Source organism: Hassallia byssoidea VB512170 (genome assembly GCF_000817785.2).
GTDB lineage: Bacteria > Cyanobacteriota > Cyanobacteriia > Cyanobacteriales > Nostocaceae > Hassallia > Hassallia carrinoi.
The window spans coordinates 59,642-81,031 of record NZ_JTCM02000012.1; the positions used below are offsets into that span (position 1 = coordinate 59,642).

Below are 21,390 nucleotides of genomic sequence, written 5' to 3' on the forward strand. Positions count from 1 at the left end.
ACTAATGATTAATAACTAATGAATAATGACGTTTTAATTATCGGTGGCGGCGTTATTGGTTTAGCGATCGCCATTGAACTAAAATTGCGAAGTTGCAATGTTACCGTACTTTGCCGCGACTTTAAAGCTGCCGCAACCCACGCAGCTGCCGGGATGTTAGCACCAGATGCCGAAAACATCTCAGGTGAGGCGATGCAGTCTTTGTGTAGGCGATCGCGTCGTTTATATCCAGACTGGACACGCAAACTAGAAGACCTTACAGGCTTAAATACTGGTTACTCATCTTGCGGCATTTTAGCACCGATTTATGGGGAAGGGGGACTCCTTGGAGACAAGGAGACAAGGAGACAAGGAGGACAAGGAGGACAAGGGGGAATTATTCCTACTTCTTTATTTTCCCCATCCCCCCACTCCCCACTCCCTACTCCCTACTCCCCCTCCTCGTCTGCTTACTGGTTAGATAAAGAGGCAATTCATCAATATCAGCCGGGATTGGCAGATGAAGTAGTTGGCGGGTGGTGGTATCCTGAAGATGGGCAAGTAGATAATAGAGCTTTAGCGCGGGTATTGTGGACAGCAGCAGAGTCCCTTGGCGTTGAACTCAAAGAAGGCGTTACAGTTGAAGCTATTGAACAGCAGCAAGGGCAAGTTTTAGGTGTACAAACTAACGCTGGGCTGATTCGTGCTGAACAGTATGTTTTAGCCGGGGGTGCTTGGTCGAATGAATTGTTACCCTTACCCGTGCGTCCGAAAAAAGGGCAAATGCTGAGTTTGCGAGTGCCAGAATTTACTTCACAATTGCCTTTAAAACGGATTTTGTACGGACAAGATATTTACATCGTACCAAGGCGCGATACCTGCGGCACACTTCGTGAACGCCGGATTATCTTAGGCGCAACTAGCGAAGATGTTGGCTTCACTCCTCACAACACCCCAGCCGGCATATCATACTTGCTACAAGCAGCTATCCGCCTATATCCGCAATTACAAGATTATCCGATTGAGGAATTATGGTGGGGATTTCGCCCTGCTACCCCCGATGAATTACCTATTATTGGCACTAGTCACTGTAAAAATTTGACACTAGCTACTGGTCATTACCGTAATGGTATTCTGCTGGCGCCGATAACAGCGGCATTGATAGCCGATTTAATTTGCGAACAAAAATCAGACTCGCTGCTAACTCAATTCAACTATTCGCGATTTCTCGCTAAGTCATCTACTACCACTTCAATGCTTACCCACTTCCCACTTCCCACTCCCCCCCTCCTCCCCTCCCCCCCTCTTGATTCACCCCTGATTATTGCTGGCAAAACTTTTCAATCTCGGTTGATGACGGGAACTGGTAAATATCGCAGCGTTGAGGAAATGCAGCAAAGTATCATCGCTAGCGGATGCCAAATTGTGACTGTTGCGGTGCGACGAGTACAAACTAAAGCGCCAGGACATGAAAATTTAGCTGAAGCACTCGATTGGACAAAAATCTGGATGTTGCCGAATACCGCAGGTTGTCAAACCGCAGAAGAGGCGATTCGCGTTGCCCGTTTGGGACGGGAAATGGCAAAGCTATTAGGACAGGAAGATAATAATTTTGTCAAGTTGGAAGTGATACCCGATGCGAAATATTTACTTCCAGATCCAATCGGGACGCTGCAAGCGGCAGAACAACTGGTGAAAGAAGGTTTTGCTGTATTGCCTTATATCAACGCTGACCCAATGTTAGCGAAACGTTTGGAAGAAGCCGGCTGTGCAACTGTGATGCCTTTGGCTTCACCGATTGGATCTGGACAAGGGCTGAAAACAACGGCGAATATTCAAATCATTATTGAAAATGCTGGTGTGCCGGTGGTGGTGGATGCGGGAATTGGATCGCCTTCAGAGGCAGCGCAGGCGATGGAAATGGGCGCAGATGCTTTGTTGATTAATAGCGCGATCGCTCTTTCTCAAAACCCCGCAGCAATGGCGCAGGCGATGAATATGGCTGCATACGCTGGTCGTCTGGCATATCTTGCCGGCAGAATGCCCATTAAAAATTATGCCAGTGCTAGTTCACCCCTTCAGGGGACAATCACTAGCTAGGGACGCTTGGGTTGGGGAGAGACAAATTAATTTCCCCACAAGAATGCAAAACTCATAAGTATAAGAGAAATAAGAATTATTAAGAAATGTAAAGATTTATATCAAAAGTGAAAAGTAAAATCTTAAACTTCTGTAACATTAAATAAACAAACACAAAGTAGGAATCAATTCATGCCGTACACAACAGAAGAAGGCGGTCGTCTGAATAATTTTGCCCGTGAACCAAAGGTATATCAAGCAGAACCTCCCAGCGACGGACAAAAGCGCAACTATATTTTTCTGGGAATTGCCGCTACAGTTTTGGTTGGGGGCTTGATTTTCGTAGCCTTCTCTGTTTCCAGTGTGGCTTGATAAACGGTTTTTTTGACAGTAGCCTACATTTTCAGCTTGCATAAATGAAGTTGCAAGCGTACTCTACACAAAACTTAATTTTTAGGCTTTTTCGGGTTCCCAATTTTTGAGGAACCTAATTTTTTGGGCAAATAGTACTTGACAGATTGACAAAGTAATGCATATAAAAAGAGCGATCGCTATCTCAAATATTAGCGAAGATAAACTTTCTTGCGGAAGCTTTGAGAAATTCAGCTAACAAATAGCTTCGACTGTAGTTTGTTGGTGTAGCAGTCGCAGCAATAGCTTGATTTACTCGATATCCTTGGGAAGTGCAGCACAAAGGAAAAGTCTTTTTGAATAGCATCGTGCAAGTAATATTTTTCAGCATTGTAATATCGTTCAAAGAACACTTTATACAATCTCACCCAAGGAGTGCAAACCACTCTCCGTGAGATAAAGGATTTTTCTTACGTTTGATAATGTAGTTTGGTAACTCTTGTTTGAAAGCTTCTCGCAAGCACCACTTTTCGACTTTATCTTTAACTTTCCAGTCATGTTCTATACTTAAAGCTAATTGCACAACTTCACCATCTAAAAAAGGTACTCGTGTTTCCACATTAAATGCCATACTGCACCGATCAACTCTTTGCAATTCAGTGCGGTGTAGGTTCATCAATTTGTGCAAAAATAATTGTTGCAGTTCGGTTTCGGAAATATTTAGTGCGTACATATCATAACCACCAAAGAGTTCGTCGCTACCGTCTCCTCCTAATACAACTTTGATATTTGCTGCATGAATTCTTCGATACAACTCAGTGGTTATGACTGCATTGATAATATCCCCATACTCGGTTAATTCCGAGATAGCGATCGCAGCTTTTACATGAGATAGTTTTAAATCATTTTTTTCCAAAATAATAACAATCTGTTTTATGCCTTTTTGCCGACAAAACTGTTGAGATATCTCAAAGTCTTCACTGTTGTCAGTGCCAATTGTGAAGGCACTTGATTTGGGTGAAATTTAATCGCTTGACTTAAAACAATTCAACTATCTAATCCACCACTGTATATAACACCAACAGGCAAATCAGTATTAACCCGTTTTTTGACTGCATTAATAACAGTGTCATGAAGTTGTAATATAAACTCCGATAATTTCCAGTTTTTATTATTATATTCAGGAACAAAGTAACGTTTGGGTTCTCCCGTTTGAGATTTCCAATGTCCGGGGGGAAGAACTTTAATTTTTTGGTTTAAAAATGTTAGCGCTTTTAACTCCGAAGCTATGTAAAGTAAGTTATGATTTTCAACATAATATAAAGGTACAATACCAATGCGATCGCGAGCGTAAAATATGCGATTTTATTTAATATCGATAATTACAAATGCAAACTGACCTTCAAAAAGGTGTAAACATTCTTCTTTATACTCCTCAAATGCATGAAGAACAGTTTCCGTATCGCTTTCTGTTTTGAATTGGTATTTACTTTGTAGCTTATCCTTAATTTCTGGAAAGTTAAATATTTCACCGTTAAAAACAATTAACTTATCACCACTTTGATTAAATATAGGTTGTATAGCTTGTTCTCTATCAACTATTTTCAAACGCTGAGTTCCAGCTAAAACTAATTCGTTACTATAAGTTTCTGTAACTTATCCTCGCGATTTGATTGCCTCCATCATCAGTAAAAATGGGATATTGATGTCTGAGCGGTTACTTGGAAATATAGTTAAGAAGCTATTAATTTATTTAACAAAGTGTTCATTTATTGCTTCATTAACAAAATTTTCTTGTCGGTTGCGAATAAATTCATGAGTAGCGCCAATAATAGCATCAGAACTAGTTATTTTATTAATTTGACTCATAAACTCATCGACCTGACAGCGATATTGCTGGAAATCTTGCTTTATATATTGATTGAAATTTGAGTAATAATCGGTGAGATCTCTCATCTTTTAAGAACTTGATAACCCCAAGCAGGGTAACAACGAGAAATCGCAAGTGTCAATAAATGTACGTATAAGTTTACATTTGTTAAATTACATACTTTAATAGTGCGGTTACCACTACCGCTAACAAAAGTCTGAATACAATACGTCGGGTTCTTCAGTCGTCGGGAGGATGCTACTTTAACCTCTTACCAGTGCTAGCATTATCTATAATTCATAGTTGAGAATTTTTTCAATGCGTAAATTAGAGTAAATTTCCTATTTGCTAAACGGAATTTTATACTTTGAATTTTGTCCGATTGGGGAGAAGACATCGGTAATAATTCTTTTTCTAGTCTCCAGCAAAGAGTTTCTAATCCCTAATCCAAGCGTCCCTAATTCCTAGTTCCCGATTTATCCTGAACAGAGTCACAACCGCTTGAAAATCATAGTCATAGCTAGACTTTTAGGCTGCTTGCATAGACTCCACCCCGTAAGGAGTGGACAGTGCTAAAAACGGTCTTTGCCGCAAGGAACTGTCTGTGATGTAAACTGTGTTTTGGCTATGACGCCTCGATGAGCGTGAATGATACTGCACACACCAATAATTCAGCCTGGAATCGGCAAGTATATCACCGTCTGAAACTTGCCCTTAGTCTTCGCTTGCGACGACAAATCTTTTTGGCGGTATGTGATGATTTAAACCTGAGAAATCAGGTTGCAGCTCGTTTGCATTCAACTTTGGCTTATCCGGTTGGACAAGTGCTATATCAGCCAACAGATTGGCAAGAAAGCAGCACACCAGCTTATCCGCGATTAGTGACATTGCGGTTGAATTTGAGCGACCCCAATCCGATCGCGCAGATAAATCAATGGTTAACTAATTATCCACCGCCAATTGTTGGAGCATCAAAAGACTCACCTGGACGATCTTTGCCAATTCCGGCATTTCAAATTGTCGGAGTAGAGCAGTTAACCAGACAACCAGTAGCAGTACAACGTTTATTTTTACATTATCTGCGCTTAACCGAGCAGCATTTATCTCTCCAAGAATCGAATCGATTCTTAGAATCGAGTTTGTTATTGTGGGTACCGCGTCCTTGGTTACACGCTATCCAGCAGTCAGCACCGCAATTTTGGCGTTGTCGTACTGGTGTATTTATGTTTGCCGGCGAACCCACCCCGACGACGCAAAATCAAACTTCTCCAGAACGTTTATCCAGTTCGAGAAGTTTGGATTTAGTCAGTTTTGAGGATGCGATTGTTGAAGAATCAGTTACGCAAAGAGAAATCGCACAAGCAGCTGACAATAATTTAAATTTCCCGGAAGATTTCGATTTTCAGACAGAAACCCCAGTTAGTCGCGGACATAAACCGCCAGAAGTTCCTCAACCAAAATCGGAATTATTCATTGCTGCGACACCAAAGGAAGAGACAGATACATCCAGCCAAAGTGATATTTCATTGCCGCCGAGTTTGCCTCATGTTAGCAAAGAGTTAAGCGAGTTAGTACTGGCAACAATTAATAATGAAATTGCTGAAGAAGATGATAGTTTGCAACCTCAGCAAATGCTTTTGGAAATTGAGGAGTTACACTCACGACCAGAAGCGAATGAGGAACTAGCAGCAGCTTATCATCGCTTAGGAAATTTATATCGGATTCGCATTGAGCAAGGACAGTCAACGTTAGAAAACTTGATGGTAGCAATTGTTGCTTATCAGGAGGCTATTACTCATGACGAAACCTCACCCCAAGTACCAGATATTTTAAATGACTTAGGTACACTTTACTGGATGCTGTACCGCACACCTCCCAATTCTGAGGAGGGACAAGCTTATATAGAACAGGGAATTAAATTTTATCAGTTAGCTTTAAACATGATTGCGCCCCAAACACACCCGGATACTTATGCACGGGTGCAAAATAATTTGGGGACAGCTTATGGTGATTTAGCTCGTTTTTCTAATCCCTCAGAAAGCTGGTTGCAAGCGGTTTCAGCTTACAGTGAGGCTTTGCGCTATCGTACAGCGGAAATGGAGCCGTTGAAGTATGCTGCTTGTCAGAATAATTTAGGTACTGCTTATTGGCATTTGGCACAATATAATCAACCGGTGGTGCATTTGAAGAAGGCGATCGCATCTTACAACGAAGCGTTAGCTCTTTACAGCAGCGACAACGAACCGCTCAAATATGGGATGATTCAAAATAACATCGGCACTGCTAACTGGAATCTGGCACAATATGAAAATCCGGCAGAAAATTTACAACAGGCGATCGCTGCCTACAACGAAGCTTTAAAATATCGTACACCTGCTAACGTTCCCACAGCAGCAGCCGCTACCCAAAATAATCTTGGTACCGCTTATTGGCATTTGGCAAATCTATCTCAAACAACAAGAGACGCGCGGCACAAGTTTCTTAAACTTTGCATCACCGCATACGAAGAAGCCCTTGCGCTTGCTCATTCACTGAATGGTGTACCTCTAAGTTTTGATATCTTTGCTACTCACAATAACTTAGGACTAGCACATTATCAACTAGCAATAGACCAGTATTTTACTGACGATAAAGCAATTCGTTCTCAACACTTAGAAGCCGCTTTAGATAATCATTTGCAAGCTTTAAATGGTTTTAGCAAACAACCAGAAGCTTATCAAACAACTTTCAATTATGTGGTGAAAACAGTTCGCGCATTCCACAATGAATTAGGAATACAAGGACAAAATCTTGCCTTATCTAAAGTTCCAGGTCAGTTGTTGCCAGAAATTTTATCAAAGTTGTAAATTGGTAATGGGTAATTGGTAATTGGTAATTGGTAATTGGTAATTGGTAATTGGGAAAAAGGGCATTGGGCAATAGGCTTTTCCCCTTTACCCTCTTCAAATCCCCATTACCCACTACCCATTACCCATGCCCCATTACCCATGCCCTATGCCCCATGCCCCATGCCCCATGCCCCATTACCCATTACCAATTCCCCATTCCCCATTACCCACTACCAGTTTCCCATTCTTCATTACTATCTGAATTGATAGCAGAAAATAGTGATGAATAATCAGCAGTAGCTAATGACATTTTCATCGCCATTTGCAAAATTTCCCGCACACCTTCGATACTGCTGACATTCAAACCGACTGATTTTGCTTCATCGATAAATAAATCTGTGTCTTTGAGCAAGTGTTTTGTCGGAAAATTGGGATTGGCATAATTGCCATCTAGCATCCGTTGCAGCTTTTTGTCAAATGTTGGCGCGTAAAGCGAACTGTCTCGCAGTATTTGCATAAACAAGTCCACATCGACACCGTAACGCTGAACGAAACCGAGACTCACAGCAAAGCTGGTAGTTAAAGAAGCAATTAGTTGATTTAGCGCTAATTTGAGTGCAGAAGCGGTTCCCACCGAACCTACATGTATAGGTTCTGAACCAAAATGTTGTAATAACTGTAAATAGCGTTGATATTGTTCGCGGTAAGCGCCTACCATGACAATCAGTTTGCCATCTGTTGCTTCGGGAATGCTACCTAAAACGGGTGCTTCTAAATACTCTCCGCCTGCGTTAACTACTGAATCTCTAATTTCTTTGCTTTCAGAAGGAGTAATTGTCCCCATTTGAATGACGGTGCGCCCAGCCAGAGTTCGCCAAGAAGTATCTGAAAGCAGTACACTATAAATTGCTCCCGCATTGGTGAGCATGAGAATTACACAATCAGCAGCGCGAATTGCGTGGCGGGGATGTGTTGCAATTTCAGCCCCAGCTGCTTGTAATGGTGCTAATTTTTCTGGGCTGCGGTTGTAGGCGATTAGCTGTATATTTGCTGCTAATAACCTTTGAGCCATAGGTAGCCCCATTAATCCAGTTCCCAGAAATGCCACCTTCATTATTATTCTTCCTTTCGCACACGCGATCGCTTTTCAATAAAACCGAAAGCTAATAGCTATTAGCTATTAGCTGATTTCCCGATAAGCTTGAAGATACTCAAGCTTCAGTTAAGATGATTAGCCACCAGCAGCAAAAGTAGCCATAATCAAAACTGAAAGTAAAATACCGGGGGTAAGTAGTGTCACTAGCATTAACAAATCATGAGTAGACATAATTTTTACTTGTTGAATGTTTTTGTCTTAACTGCAATCACTGTTATGGTAGACTATCTATCCAAAAGGCTGTATTAATATAGTTTTAACTTTTTAGATTTATTAGGGAATTGGGCATTGGGCAATGGGCATGGGGCATTGGGCATTGGGCATTTATCCCCCTTGTCTTCCTTGTCCCCCTTGTCTCCCTTGTCCTCCTTGTCCTCCTTGTCCTCCTTGTCCTCCTTGTCCTCCTTGTCTCCCTTGTCCCCCCAGTCCCTAGTCCCCATTCCCCAGTCCCTTCAATGGTTGAGAAATTTCTGCTTCTTTGAGTCCTTTGCTTTGAACTAAGACACCAAAGCCACCCAATCCCATAGGATCTAAAAGCTGGTGTAGTGCATCGCGTCGTTGCAGCATCTGAGAAATAGGTTGCTGTTGATGAGAGAGGTTAGCGATGCGTAAACCTAACCCCAATGCCATCAAAAACAATCCCTGCTGGGTAAAACCGACTTTTTGCAAACCAGAGCGATCGCCTGATTTTTCCAAAGCGGTAAAATCAACATGAGCCGTGATGTCTTGTCGTCCAATGTTTATATAAGGGTTGTTATGGTGTCGATGCTGATAGTAACACTGTAAAGTTCCTTGCGATCGCCTGGGGTTATAGTAACGATTGGCAGGATAGCCATAATCTATTGTTAACAGATACCCGCGCTTCAATCGGTCTGCCACTATACTCAGCCAGTCTACAGCCGCTAAATTAATTTCACTACGGTAGCCATCTGCATAACCACTTTGAGCAAAATCTATTCCTAATAAATCAAAATATTCAGCTATTTTCTCAGATGAAAGTTCGCCAATTACCTCGACAAATGGGGAAGTGGGGGATGAGGGGGATGGGGGAGACAAGGGGGATGAGGGAGACAAGGGGGATGAGGGAGATGAAAAAGAAATTCCCCCAAGTCGTCCACCTTGTCCTCCTTGTCCTCCTTGTCCTCTTTGTCCCCTTGTCTCCCACTCCTCCACTCCCCCCCTCTCCCCCTCTCCCCGCCTTGTTACATAAATTTCTCGCAGTTGCCCTGCTTCTAAGGTAAACTGATGCACTGGCAAGGCATCCACTAATTCGTTAGAAAAAAAGCAGCCAGTGATTGATAATGGCGGTATATCCTCTAAATTGCACCAGCGTAAAGGAAAATCTTGCAAGCGTTGCTGTTGTTCTTGTCTTAAGGCGAGAGACTTCTCTACAATCACGTACTCTAATGAGGCAAAAAAGTCAGCAAGTTCCCGTCTTGGCGCGTGCGAAGGGTGGGAAACTTGCTGACCCGAAGGGTCAAGGTATTGCTGTTGTAAATAGTTAAGAATATCTGCTGCTAATAATCCTTGACCTGCTCCCATTTCTACTAGAGTAAATGGTTTTGGTTGCCCTAAAATTTCCCACATCTGAACAAATTGTTCAGCTAGCAACTCGCCAAAGTCACCACCAAGGTGAACGGAGGTGAAAAAATCACCTTGTTTTCCCAGGTTGACTGCTTTGGTGGAATAATAGCCGTGTTCTGGATGATACAGCGCTATGTCCATATATTCGGCAAAACTAATTCGCCGGTGGGGACTTGAGGCAATACGCGAGCTGATGATTTCACACAACGCTGGATTAGAATCCATACTGGAAGGGCGACTGGGGATTAGTAGTTTATATCATTAATTTTGATAGGTTGTGAAAGTTCGCGCATTAGGGCTGAAGCCTTTGAAATTGAGCGATAAATCGCTCACTACTTAATAACTACTTTTTATGGGGACGAAAATTCGGGAGTTCAACAGATGCTAATGACTTTCGCTTTTTGGGTGGACGCTGGGGATAAACTACCGGTGAGGGGGAGTTGGTATCAGCGGTGTAATCTGTCAATGGTTCTTGGGAAAAATTATTTCCCTGTAATTCTAACGGCTTCAATGGTGTACCTTGTGACCAGTAATCTTCTGATTCTTCAGCCGTCGTTTCGGTGAAGGGTAAATTGGATGACATGGGTGATGCATCCCGAAGCGGAGAATGTCTTTCTCCAAAGGCATCTTGGGGATTTATTGTTTTTTCATCGTTTGAAATTGGTGTGGCGATCGCTGACCATATCGGCGGAATCGGCTGACTTTTTTCTGTATCTTTTTTATCATCTGGTTTTGCCGCGAAAAACATTTGGATGACATCATCCAGCTGCTCGTCTATATTATTTGATGAAGGTGTGGCGTGGGGTGCGATTGGTTCATCATCAATTGAGTGCGATTCTTTTTCGGTGTAAGCGTCGATGGTTGCTGGTTGTGAAGTTGAGAATTCCCAGGTAGATGAAGTAGAATCAGAGCGATCGCTTGTGTCTGGTGGGCGTGATAATAAAGATTCTCCCGACGGATAATTTAGCTCGTTAGTCAAAGAATCTATCTGTGCCGACCAAGGTTTAATCGGCTCGGCGTTAGAAAATGAAGACGAAGCTTGTTTAGAGTTTCTTGGTTGGCAGTTGATGTCGTCTGACTTATTGGCGCTATCATCTAAAGAATTATAGCTGGGGACAGGGCTTTCCAGACACTTTTCCAAAGCTGCTTTAAATTGCAGAGTCTGCCGCTGTTGTCGCATTAACCGACTGCGTAACTCTCGACAAGTAGTTTCTGATTGTAATATCTGGTGAGACTGTTCGTTGTAGCTAGTTTGAATTTTGGCACATTCCCGCTCTAACTGGGCAAGCCGTTGTTGGCTAATTTCTAGCTGTGATTTATAATTTTCGATTAAACTTTCCTGACGTTGAACAGTTTGGACGGCAGTTTCTAACTGTTGGAATAAAGACTTTATTTGCTCACCTGCTGCGGCTAATTCCTGAGTTTGTTGCCCAAGCATCGATTCGGCAACGCTTGAGCGCTTTTTCTGCCACTGCAATGCTTTTTCTGACTCAGATAAGTCAGCTTTTAACACCTCCACTTGTTCGTACAAGTTGGTGTTAGCGGAACGCAATTCTTCATTCAATTCCAGCAGCTTCTTGAATTCGTCATCAATTAGCGCTTGTTTTTCGCTGTCAGGTTCTGCTACCCAATCTTGCGAGGGAGCGGGTATTCTCGACTCCGACGCACTACTAGCTTGGGCTTCGGGTAACTTGTCTTCTGCTGGCATCAAAAGTGGCAATTTCATCATTGCCATGTTGTTATTGGGCAAAACTGAATAAAAGGGACAATTCCCCGGATCTGATTGTGGCGAATTTGTCAAATTTTCTGGTTCAATAAAAGTCCCGTTATCTATGTTGTCCGCTTGATTCATTACTCTCCACCACCCAGCAGCTTCAAACTGTTCAGCACTAACACAGTATAATTACTCATGTATACTGTCTGATCCAAGTTTACTTTAGAAGACAAGTGCATCTGTTTCAAATACGAGTCATTTGTTATGAATCCGTGTTATTTATTTTCCCGTATGAGGGCGCTGATGACGTTATAACATTTTGAATTAGAGATGGGAAATTATTAATAATTGCAGCTTGTAAAGATAGGCAGGATACCTGTTCAGTGGGGCAATTAAACAAAATCCTATTATTTGTGAATATTTAAGTAGAGACGTTCCTTGTTACATATTGTAGAGACGTTCCGGTGGAACGTCTGTACGTCAGGGTAGCCAGCTGGGGTGAAATCCAATTAAGGGAAGTTGTTCTGGCTTGATTTCGGTAGTTGTTCCGGCATCGGTGATGGGTAACAGAGGCATTAACCATAAACTACTAGTGGCGATCGCTTCTCCGTCATCGCTTCTCAAAGTGTTTCCCGGTGATGGGGGAGTGTTCGGATCTTGAGGCACTACTTGGTCAAATAACAATCCTAAACCATCCGGTGCTAAACTCATTTCGACATTTCGTTGATCGGGGGGTAACACGAACAGTGGTTTCTGTTGCCCCGTTTTTATGTCAATTGCAACTAAATATGGCTGTTCTTGATATACTTCTCCTCCTTGTAATAGCTGTGTTACCAAGCAATATAAAGTGGGTGAGGCAGTATCAAACTGACACTGAACAATTGAACCTGTAGTTTTTAACAGCAGTTTGTTGACACCTTGATTTGTGACTAAAAACAAATCTCGCGTGTAATCTGTATTAAACTTGACCATTGCCGCTTGAGAACCGTCTTTAGAAAAAGCTTGCACCAAGCCAAATTGCGGGAAAAAAGCTAGGGGTTTACTACCATCTGTTTTTAAAGGTAAAATCGCTGTTCCCTCTCCTTGGGCAACTGCTACAGATTGACTATCTGGGGTAATTGTAAAATCTCCCCCTGGCGGACTTTGCACGCGCTTCAGGTTTGGTTTTTCTCCTGGTTTAGTGTTTGCTGGCATAAACCACAGCCCAAAGTCACCAGGACTTGCTCTATTTCCTCGCTGAATGGCAATTGTTTGTCCATCCTGAGATATGTCAAATTTTAAGTTTTGAAAGTCTTTATTATCTAATATTAGGTCTACTTTACCTGCTGGTTCAGCTTGTTTTTCCGGTTGTAAAGAGATGCCTGTGGTTACTGTATATAACTGCGCCGAAAGTAAGTCTTGACTTGATGATGTGCGAGCAGAAAATATAATTTTGTCTCCTGATGGAAATGGCTTATAGTCCATCACTAGCAAATCTTTGGGAGTCAGTATTTTGTTTTGGTCTTGAGTCAAATTATAAAGAACTAATCGTCCCTTTTCTTCTTTGTCTGCACCTATATAAAGCATAATGCGATCGCGTGTGCGAAAGTTACCTACAAAAGGTGCGTTCGTCCGTTTTGTTCGTTCTTTTTCCGCAAACTTATCTTTTGCACCTTGTAACTGCACTTTATAAGTTGTACCATAAGGCGCTGGTGTCAAAAGCGTATAAAACATTTTCCGCCCTGCCCAACTAAATTTACCTGCTAGGGGAGGGTCAATTTTCAAGTTTTGCTCAACGCTTTTTGTGTCCATTGGGCGACTAAAAGAAAGGGCAAAACGGTTATATTCTGCCCCAATTTTTTGATTCTCCCAATTGGAATTAGTTATGGATAAATCTTTTGTCTCACTTTCTTGATGTTGCCAGGTAAAGTCTCGCACGCGAGATGTTACCACGTCACCTTGCAATATCATTACTCCTATCACGAAACAGAGTAGGAGCATAATAAAAGTCGCCGCACGATCTAGCGGTTGGATAGAGGCTTTAAAATTGGTCATTGGATAGTGGATAGTGGATAGTTGTTAGTAGATAGTTGTTAGTAGATAGTAGATAATGGATAGTTGTTAGTAGATAGTAGATAGTAGATAGTGGATAGTAGATAGTGGATAGTGGAATTTGGATAGTAATTAGCAACTAACAACTCACAACTCACAACTAACCACTAACAACTAACAATTCACAACTAACCACTAACAACTAACAACTAACCACCAACAAATAACTAATAACTATATGGATCTTTTGGTTGGGGAATTTTTTTAATGGAACTGGCAGCGATGGTGAGTTGGCGTTTGCCGGATAGTGTTTCTGTTGCCATTTGTCCTTCTACTTCTAGCCAGGTATCAGGTGTGTATTGTTCGCTATTTGGAGTTAATTTGACGGGTAATCCAACAGGATAAGCGTCTGCGGCACAACAAGTCAGAACAAATTTACCTAAGAATAAATAGTCTTTTTGTAAGTTTGGCGGGTGAATTACAAATCCTTGCACTTTGGCTTTTTGTCCTGAATATCTATCTGGTTCTGGATAAACATTAAGTTCGCGTACCCAGTCTACAAGCGATCGCTTCTCTGGAGGAGTGGAAGCACGAAATGCTTGGGGTTTGATGCGGGCTGTTCCCAAGAAATCAGTAACATCTCTTTGCAGTGCTTTGTCACTGGCAAAGACTCGCGGTGTAAAAATTAATCCGAGAATTGCTGCTGTTAATACCAAAGCACTACCCCAACCAGGGGGAAATAAATTTACATGCTCGGCACTGGGTATAATATCACGCCGTCGTCGTCGCCACAATTCTTGCGCTCTGAAAAAAGCGACAATTAGCAAGCTGATACCGCTGGCGATCGCTAACCAAAAATAATTCGGATGAATTAACAAATTTAGCTTGCCAGTCAGCCAGTATTTCAACAATAAAACTCCCCAAGCTGCAATTGCGATAACATCCAGCCAAGGAAGTAACAAATTTGGTTTTTTAGGTTTTCGATTTGGGGTGGTCATTGGTCAAGAGTCAAGAGTCAAGAGTCAAGGGTCAAGAGTCAAGAGTCAATATGAGTTACTTTGGACTCTGGACTATTGACTCTTGACTATAAATTAATTTATTAAATTACGTGCAAGTTGATGAAAAGTGTAAGTACAAATGTCAATAGTCCTGCCAAGCCAAATAAGTAAAATACAGTTCGTGGCTTGAAAATTGTCAACATCAAACCAACGCCTTTAATGTCAATCATCGGACCATATACGAGGAATGCTAATAAAGAACCACTAGTAAATGTGGAGGCAAAAGACAGGGCAAAGAATGAATCGACTGTGGAACAAATTGATACAACAGCGGCTAATATCAGCATGGTAGCGATCGAGCTAACCGGACCCGCACCCAGACTGAGTATTAAGTCACGGGGGGCTAACACTTGAATTGCTGCGGCGATCGCACTGCCGATAACCATGACTGCGCCTAATTCTCGCAATTCTTGGACGGTATTATCTAGCAATAGCCGCAGTTTATCTTTTAGCGGTTTGGTGGGGCTAGAAGTTGGCTCAGTCGTCTGCATTAAATTACTATCTATCTTAATGCTTGAACCGGCTTTTCCTCCTAAAAAATAAGTCCCTGACTGTAATAAACCAGAGGAAGTTCCTTCTTTTGCTTGCTGAAAACGATGAGTTCGCCGTTTGGGTTCTGGTTTGCGTGGTGGGTTAAACTTCAGATAACGAGCGATCGCAGGTTGCAAAATCGGACTCAAATCCTTTTGAAAACTAAAGACAAACCCGATTATCGTGGCAATTAATAGCGAAAACACCACTCGTAAGACTACTATTTCTGGTTGATCTCGAAACGCTGTCCAAGTTGCCCAAATCACAATCGGGTTTACAGTTGGTGCTGCCAGCAAAAAACCAATTGCCACGGGTGTAGGTACTCCTTGCATCAGCAATCGCCGCGCTACCGGCACGTTGCCGCACTCACACACCGGAAACAAAAAGCCGATCAAACTCCCGGCAAACGCACCCAGCAGCGGATTTTTTGGCATTGCCGCCACAAGAGTGCGCTCATCGACAAACAATAACAGCAAACTGGAGAACAATACCCCTAGCAGTAAAAACGGTATCGCCTCTACTAGCAGACTAAGAAATAGGGTAAAACCATTGTTCAGTTGATTCATGTGTGTCGCCGATCAAAGCGGTGTGAGTTGAACTGGTGATCCCCAGTCATTTTATCGAAATCCGGATCAAAATGGGGAATGGGGAATGGGGAATGGGGAATGGGGAATGGGGAATGGGGAATGGGGAATGGGGAATGGGGAATGGGAATTTGAAGAGGGGGAAAAGGAAAGGGGGAAAGGGGAAAATATTTCTTCTTTCTTGCCCTTTACCCTTTACCCTTTGCCCTTTACCCCTCTTTCTTGCCCAATTACCAATTACCAATTCCCAATGCCCAATTCCCAATGCCCAATGCCCCATTACCTAAGTCAGTTTATTTACCGGGTTACAGTTGTGCTAGATTGCTTGAGTTTCAAAATGGTTCCCATTCTAGGCGTAACTACCTAAAAGCATCATTTTTTATAATGCATGTTTAAACACTTACAGTAATTTGGCTAGATTGAGTGTTAACTTAAACGTATTTTCATCAAAAATTCACAGTTTTTAAACACAAGCGCGATTTTTTGCTCTATGCGATCGCCACCACTTGTCAAAATTGTTTGCATCAATCACCCTAAAAAGTGAATTCAAAATTATAAAGTAAAAATTAAGAATTAGTCAAATAATTTCCGGCAGCACCAGGCAACCGTTGTGACCATAGCCTTACCAGGTGCGGGTGTCGGCTATTCTCATCGATGCACCAGAATTGAACCGATGCGTGCAGCTAATGTCAAAAATTATTTCTCAGCATTTTCTCAGGAAATTTATCATGTATTTTTAATATTAAGCTGAGAAATCAGTTTTATATTAAGTGACAAATACATCAGTAAAAAACACATATATGAAATTTCCCAAAATCCTTTGGGATGAAATATTGGTTAACATTTCCCGTTTACCCCTCTTCATGAATAGTACACTCTCAATTTTATCAAATTGACAATGAATAATAACCTTTTCCGACGACGCCAGTTACTTTATTATTTTGGAATTGGAGCTATGCTAGCAAGTGCTAAACCAATCCTTGACTTAACTTTTAAAAAAACTGATAGTACTTCTTTAAATAATAATCCGAGCAAATTATCTCCGGCAAATGTTGTTGCTGCCGAACCTTCATCAGCTAAGGCTTTACCAGAATTTCAGGGCATAAGTCAATGGCTCAATTCTGCTCCTTTAACGACTCAAGACTTGAAAGGTAAAGTTGTATTAATTCACATTTGGACTTTTGCGTGCATCAATTGTCAGCGGACTATTCCTTATGTTGTTCGTTGGCATGAACAATATGCAAGTCTTGGACTCAAGGTGATAGGAGTTCATACTCCTGAGTTTGCATACGAGCGGGATGTAAACAATGTCAAAAGAGCATTAAAACAACACAAAATTACTTATCCGGTTCCCATCGATAACGATTATAAAACTTGGAAAGCCTATAACAACGAATATTGGCCTCATCTATTTTTGGCAGACCGTCAGGGGTTCCTGCAATATGACCGTATAGGGGAAGGTGCTTACGATAAAACCGAGCAGAAAATCCGTCAGTTATTAGGATAAAGAATGTGGCTATTTCTACTTTATCTACGGCGGGTTTGGCACTGCTGGGGGGATTTTTAACTGTAATGTCGCCGTGTGTTCTACCTATTCTGCCAGTATTAGTGGGTCGATCGCTTCAGTCTCATAAGTATGGTCCGGTGGCTTTGGTTGCAGGCTTGGTAAGTGGATTTGCTGTAGCCGGGAGTCTTTTGGGAGTGACGGCAAGCTGGTTGACTTTCTTGGCTAGTGGGTTAAGAAATGTAGCGATTTTCCTGCTTTTATTCATGGGGATTCTCGCAGTTTTTCCTAAGTGGAGTTACCGTTTATTCAGTTATATAAAAATAGGTAAAAGTAGCAGAAAGCCTGGGCAGATAGGATTAAAGGGAGAGTTTTGGCTGGGAACTCAACTAGGCTTGTTGTGGACGCCTTGTGCTGGACCTGTTTTAGGAAGTATTTTAGTTTTGGCGGCGGTTAAACATCAGATTATAGATGCCTTTGTTTTGCTTGTTGTCTATGGAATAGGGGCAGCATTACCAATGATTGCACTGGCTTACGGAAGTCGTCGTTTAAGTCAAAAGCTGCTTTATAAGATGCGATCGCATAGTATGATTTTGCAAAGAGTCGGCGGAGTCATAATCGCCGTTAGCGCGATCGCTATTCTCTTAGGTTGGGACGTACAAGTGCAACTTTGGCTAGCTCCATTTTTTCCTAATTTACCACTTTAAAATCTACTAAAAAAGAAAATACTATGACTGCCTCTACTGCTTCCAAAAAATCACGACCTAAACCACAACCAAATCAGGCTCTTTTAGCCAAGATATTTCACTGGGTCAACATCATTGCTTTGTTGTTAATGATTACCAGTGGTCTACAGATTTATAATGCTAACCCGGTTTTTGGTGGACGTGGGGGTTGGCAGTTTCCATCTCTGTTTTTGCTAGGAGGATGGTTAGCTGGAGGTAGACACTGGCATTTTGCGGCTATGTGGCTGTTTGCGCTGAATTTACTTTGGTATGGACTATACATTTTTATTACGCAACGTTGGAAGCGTCGCTTTGTTGGTGTTAATGACTTGAAAGCACTGCAAACGAGTCAAAACCCAAAACGCAGAATCTATGTCTGGCATCGATTAGCGTACACTGTTATCATTCCGATTCTTTTGCTTGCTATACTCAGCGGCATCGGCATGTATAAACCTGCTCAGTTTCATTGGATAGTTGGCATCCTGGGTAGCTGGCAAGCTTTGCGAGTAGTTCACTTTCTCACCATCCCTATAGTAGTTATATTTGTGATTTTCCACTCCTGGTTAGGGTTGAAAGCGGGGGGTTATCGATTGATTAAATCAATGTTCTGGTAAAAGTGCTTTCTTTGCTACATATATAATGTGCGATCGCCCGGATGATTTACATCTTATTGTAGAGACGTTCCATTGTCACGTCTCTACGATTATTACGCTTGTGGGTATTGGTGTTTGGGGGTGCGATCGGTGGAGTCGGCTCCAGAACCCTTTATTCATCACCAGCTTCGCACATAATACTTCTACTCTATTAACTTGCAATCCGCTGTAAAAGTTTTAAGGCAGACCGCTCCCGTCACGAGGCAGACCGCTCCCGTCACGAGCAAGACCGCTCCCGTCACGAGAAAGACCGCTCCCGGCACGAAAGAGACCGCTCCCGTCACGAGGAAGACCGCTCCCGGCACGAGCAAGACCGCTCCCGTCACGAGCAAGACCGCTCCCGTCACGAGCAAGACCGCTCCCGTCACGAGCAAGACCGCTCCCGGCACGAGCAAGACCGCTCCCGGCACGAGAAAGACCGCTCCCGTCACGAGCAAGACCGCTCCCGTCACGAAACAGACCGCTTCAGGGGAGTTGGTTTGGTGTAGACGCAAAGCGATTTGTTGCTAGATATCGCTGCGTAGGCAAAACTCAACTTAGGCGATCGCCTTAGAGGTTATTTATAAAGTAGGGTGCGTTATAGCAACGCTTAACGCACCGAGAAAGATGGTGCGTTACGGCTAATAATTAGCCTCTCAAACTCTTAAATCCTTGCATAGCCGTAACACAACGGCAATAAAGCGGGAGGAATATCCACACCGCTTTAAGCCGGACCCTACTTAATATTTACTCAACTTAGGCGATCGCGTTAGAGACCATTTATATACCAAATGTAGTAAAATCACACCATTAAATTACGGTTGCCCTTCCATTGTTCTGTTTGCAGCTTGTTACATTAAAGAAGTGTGAAGCTTTCCGTAAACATAATTTTTGATTTATTTATAACTCTTAACTATTAAACTATAAAAATTCGCCAAAATTATTTATTTTTAACAATAATAATCGCTTTTACCAGCGAATAATTAAAACTTATCTGCTACAAAAGCAGGAATTTTTGCTGCGAATAAATCGATGAGAAAAAAGATTCTTCTATTAGCAATTCTGGCTGTTTTCTCTTTTATTATGACTACATTTGCACCCTCACTTTCCAGCGTTGAGAAAATAAATCAACTCTATATTTTTGGCGATAGCCTTTCGGATACAGGCAATATATACCGCGCTACCGCAGGTGTCTATCCCTCTAGTCCTCCCTATTTTCAAGGACGTTATTCTAATGGTTTAGTTTGGGTAGAATATCTTGCCTCTGGGCTGAAGTTAACTCCCAAACAAAGCACTAACTTTGCTTTTGGTGGTGCAACGACGGGAAGCAGCGGGATGAATGGAATACCGGGATTGTTAGCGCAAGTTAATAATTTTACTTCATCTCATCCGGATATAAATCCAAATGCGCTTTATGTTCTCTGGGCTGGTGCTAATGATTATCTTTATGGTACTAGTAATTCAACGATGCCAATCGAGAATTTATCTAGAGCAATTGAGTTACTCTCTACAGCAGGTGCTAAAAAAATTCTCGTTGCTAATATACCTGATTTAGGAAAGCTTCCAGCTACACGTTACACAGCAAATTCTAATAGCCTTAGTGAAAGCGCGATCGCTCACAATCAAAGTTTGGCTAAGTCCTTTGAGGTGCTGAACGATAAGTTAGGTCATGACACCCAAATTATCGAACTTGACACGAATTCTTTATACCGCGAAGCAATTACCGAGCCAGCCAAATTTGGTTTCACAAATGTAACCAACGCTTGTCTAAATAATGTTGCTGTCTGCGATAATCCAGACAAGTTTTTATTCTGGGATGGCATTCATCCAACAACTGCCGGTCATCGGATATTGGCAGAAGCAGCTTTAAAAGCACTGAAAAATTAGTTCGCTCAATTGATATCCAATATATCCAAAGTATCTCTAGAGATGGAAGGGCAGGCTATCTTGGGGTAGAAGTTATAACCAACTATAATATCTACCCTTTTATTAGGTGCAACTAAAAGCTTGTTTTTAAACCATAACCATTTGACAAAGATTCAAACAGATATCAATGAAAATGCAAAATCAGACAAAAACGATTCAAAAAATTGTTGGTGGCTTTTTAGGAGTTGCTAGCGCTAGTGTCTTCATTAGTTTACCAGGACTGGCACAAGCAAACTTAAATTCTCATAATTCCAACACTTCCAAGCAATCTGTTATCGCCCAGATGAGTTCTCCTGGCGGCTCGATGTCTAATCCTAGTAGAAATTCTACTCCTGGTGGCGGCACTATGTCTGCCCCTACTAGAAATTCTACTTCTTCAACTACTAATCTCGACACAGAATTTATCACTAAAGCGGCGCAAAGTGACATGACTGAAATCCAGACAAGTAAACTAGCACTGCAAAAGTCTAGAAACAAATCTGTGAGAGACTATGCCCAGATGATGATTAAACACCATACCGAATCGAGCAGAGAACTCAAGCCGATCGCGCAGTCCAAAAAGGTTGCTCTGCCAACTACTATTGGTCCAGATAATACAACTTTGCTAGAAAGCTTGAAAAAAGTAAGTGGTTCACAGTTTGACCAAGCTTACATGCAAGGACAGGTTGAAGCTCATACCAAAACTGAGGCTGAGTATCAAAAATATCTCGACCAGGGAGAAGATCCACAGTTAAAGGCATTTGCAACCAAGATTTTACCGCTAGTTACCCAACACCGGGAAATGGCTCAGAAAATGGTAGCCACTCGTTAAATCGCACGCTTTGTCAACTTACGAAAA

21 protein-coding genes and 1 pseudogene are annotated in these 21,390 nt (G+C 42.0%); 11 read left to right on the forward strand and 11 right to left on the reverse strand.

The window, feature by feature from the left end; translation table 11 throughout:
- The first annotated feature begins 18 nt into the window (after positions 1-18).
- On the forward strand, positions 19-2,079 hold the full coding sequence (locus tag PI95_RS37105; protein ID WP_039747393.1) for a thiazole synthase: 2,061 nt from the start codon (positions 19-21) through the stop codon (positions 2,077-2,079).
- A 171-nt stretch (positions 2,080-2,250) separates the two neighbouring features.
- The gene (gene psb34, locus PI95_RS08695; protein ID WP_039747392.1) at positions 2,251-2,430 is read left to right on the forward strand and encodes a photosystem II assembly protein Psb34; all 180 of its coding nucleotides are present in this window, start codon (positions 2,251-2,253) and stop codon (positions 2,428-2,430) included.
- Between the two features lie 184 nt (positions 2,431-2,614).
- On the opposite strand, the gene PI95_RS08700 is transcribed toward psb34, so the two are convergent.
- The 4 genes and pseudogenes from PI95_RS08700 to PI95_RS08720 form a co-directional block, all read right to left on the reverse strand.
- Positions 2,615-2,800: a hypothetical protein gene (locus tag PI95_RS08700; RefSeq protein ID WP_163518726.1), complete on the reverse strand. Its 186-nt coding sequence runs from the start codon at positions 2,798-2,800 to the stop codon at positions 2,615-2,617.
- 33 nt (positions 2,801-2,833) lie between these two features.
- Positions 2,834-3,433 carry an asparagine synthase C-terminal domain-containing protein gene (locus tag PI95_RS37140; RefSeq protein ID WP_336507190.1) on the reverse strand — a complete coding sequence of 200 codons (600 nt, stop codon included), beginning with the start codon at positions 3,431-3,433 and terminating at the stop codon, positions 2,834-2,836.
- 23 nt (positions 3,434-3,456) lie between these two features.
- Positions 3,457-4,044: pseudogene (locus PI95_RS35735) on the reverse strand (asparagine synthetase B family protein); the annotation flags it as partial.
- A gap of 114 nt (positions 4,045-4,158) precedes the next feature.
- Positions 4,159-4,365, reverse strand: coding sequence for a hypothetical protein (locus PI95_RS08720; protein ID WP_039747391.1), 207 nt, complete (start codon positions 4,363-4,365; stop codon positions 4,159-4,161).
- Positions 4,366-4,917: 552 nt separating this feature from the next.
- Between PI95_RS08720 and PI95_RS08725 the strand changes: the two genes are divergently transcribed.
- The gene (locus PI95_RS08725) at positions 4,918-7,125 is read left to right on the forward strand and encodes a tetratricopeptide repeat protein (RefSeq protein ID WP_039747390.1); all 2,208 of its coding nucleotides are present in this window, start codon (positions 4,918-4,920) and stop codon (positions 7,123-7,125) included.
- A 36-nt stretch (positions 7,126-7,161) separates the two neighbouring features.
- Complete coding sequence (locus PI95_RS08730) at positions 7,162-7,374, forward strand: hypothetical protein (protein ID WP_163518727.1); 213 nt, start codon at positions 7,162-7,164, stop codon at positions 7,372-7,374.
- On the opposite strand, the gene PI95_RS08735 is transcribed toward PI95_RS08730, so the two are convergent.
- The 7 genes from PI95_RS08735 to PI95_RS08765 form a co-directional block, all read right to left on the reverse strand.
- A complete protein-coding gene (locus PI95_RS08735) occupies positions 7,331-8,221 on the reverse strand; it encodes an NAD(P)-dependent oxidoreductase (protein WP_039747389.1) in 891 nt (296 codons plus the stop codon). The two genes, PI95_RS08730 and PI95_RS08735, sit on opposite strands and share 44 nt — an antisense overlap.
- Positions 8,222-8,508: 287 nt before the next feature.
- Entirely contained in the window at positions 8,509-8,703 is a 195-nt protein-coding gene (locus PI95_RS08740; protein WP_039747387.1) for a hypothetical protein, read from the reverse strand.
- On the reverse strand, positions 8,693-10,072 hold the full coding sequence (locus tag PI95_RS08745) for a class I SAM-dependent methyltransferase (protein WP_039747386.1): 1,380 nt from the start codon (positions 10,070-10,072) through the stop codon (positions 8,693-8,695). The genes PI95_RS08740 and PI95_RS08745 overlap by 11 nt, the downstream gene beginning before the upstream one ends.
- A 118-nt stretch (positions 10,073-10,190) precedes the next feature.
- Positions 10,191-11,699 (reverse strand): hypothetical protein, encoded by a 1,509-nt coding sequence (locus PI95_RS08750; RefSeq protein ID WP_039747385.1) that lies wholly within the window; start codon positions 11,697-11,699, stop codon positions 10,191-10,193.
- A 342-nt stretch (positions 11,700-12,041) separates the two neighbouring features.
- Positions 12,042-13,595, reverse strand: a complete 1,554-nt coding sequence (locus tag PI95_RS08755; protein WP_039747384.1) for a hypothetical protein — start codon at positions 13,593-13,595, stop codon at positions 12,042-12,044.
- 224 nt (positions 13,596-13,819) lie between these two features.
- Entirely contained in the window at positions 13,820-14,590 is a 771-nt protein-coding gene (locus PI95_RS08760; RefSeq protein ID WP_039747383.1) for a TIGR03943 family putative permease subunit, read from the reverse strand.
- Between the two features lie 101 nt (positions 14,591-14,691).
- Positions 14,692-15,747 carry a permease gene (locus PI95_RS08765; RefSeq protein ID WP_039747382.1) on the reverse strand — a complete coding sequence of 352 codons (1,056 nt, stop codon included), beginning with the start codon at positions 15,745-15,747 and terminating at the stop codon, positions 14,692-14,694.
- A gap of 85 nt (positions 15,748-15,832) precedes the next feature.
- On the opposite strand from PI95_RS08765, the gene PI95_RS08770 reads away from it, so the two are divergent.
- From PI95_RS08770 to PI95_RS08800, 7 genes are all read left to right on the forward strand, one after another.
- Entirely contained in the window at positions 15,833-16,132 is a 300-nt protein-coding gene (locus PI95_RS08770; protein WP_039747381.1) for a hypothetical protein, read from the forward strand.
- A gap of 243 nt (positions 16,133-16,375) precedes the next feature.
- Positions 16,376-16,516 (forward strand): hypothetical protein, encoded by a 141-nt coding sequence (locus PI95_RS08775; RefSeq protein WP_163518728.1) that lies wholly within the window; start codon positions 16,376-16,378, stop codon positions 16,514-16,516.
- A gap of 147 nt (positions 16,517-16,663) precedes the next feature.
- Entirely contained in the window at positions 16,664-17,272 is a 609-nt protein-coding gene (locus tag PI95_RS08780) for a thioredoxin family protein (RefSeq protein ID WP_039747380.1), read from the forward strand.
- Positions 17,273-17,277: 5 nt separating this feature from the next.
- A complete protein-coding gene (locus tag PI95_RS08785; protein ID WP_163518729.1) occupies positions 17,278-17,976 on the forward strand; it encodes a cytochrome c biogenesis protein CcdA in 699 nt (232 codons plus the stop codon).
- A gap of 23 nt (positions 17,977-17,999) precedes the next feature.
- A complete protein-coding gene (locus PI95_RS08790) occupies positions 18,000-18,608 on the forward strand; it encodes a cytochrome b/b6 domain-containing protein (protein WP_039747379.1) in 609 nt (202 codons plus the stop codon).
- A 1,101-nt stretch (positions 18,609-19,709) separates the two neighbouring features.
- Complete coding sequence (locus PI95_RS08795; RefSeq protein ID WP_236116988.1) at positions 19,710-20,513, forward strand: SGNH/GDSL hydrolase family protein; 804 nt, start codon at positions 19,710-19,712, stop codon at positions 20,511-20,513.
- A 166-nt stretch (positions 20,514-20,679) separates the two neighbouring features.
- On the forward strand, positions 20,680-21,363 hold the full coding sequence (locus PI95_RS08800) for a DUF4142 domain-containing protein (protein WP_236116989.1): 684 nt from the start codon (positions 20,680-20,682) through the stop codon (positions 21,361-21,363).
- Positions 21,364-21,390: the final 27 nt, after the last annotated feature.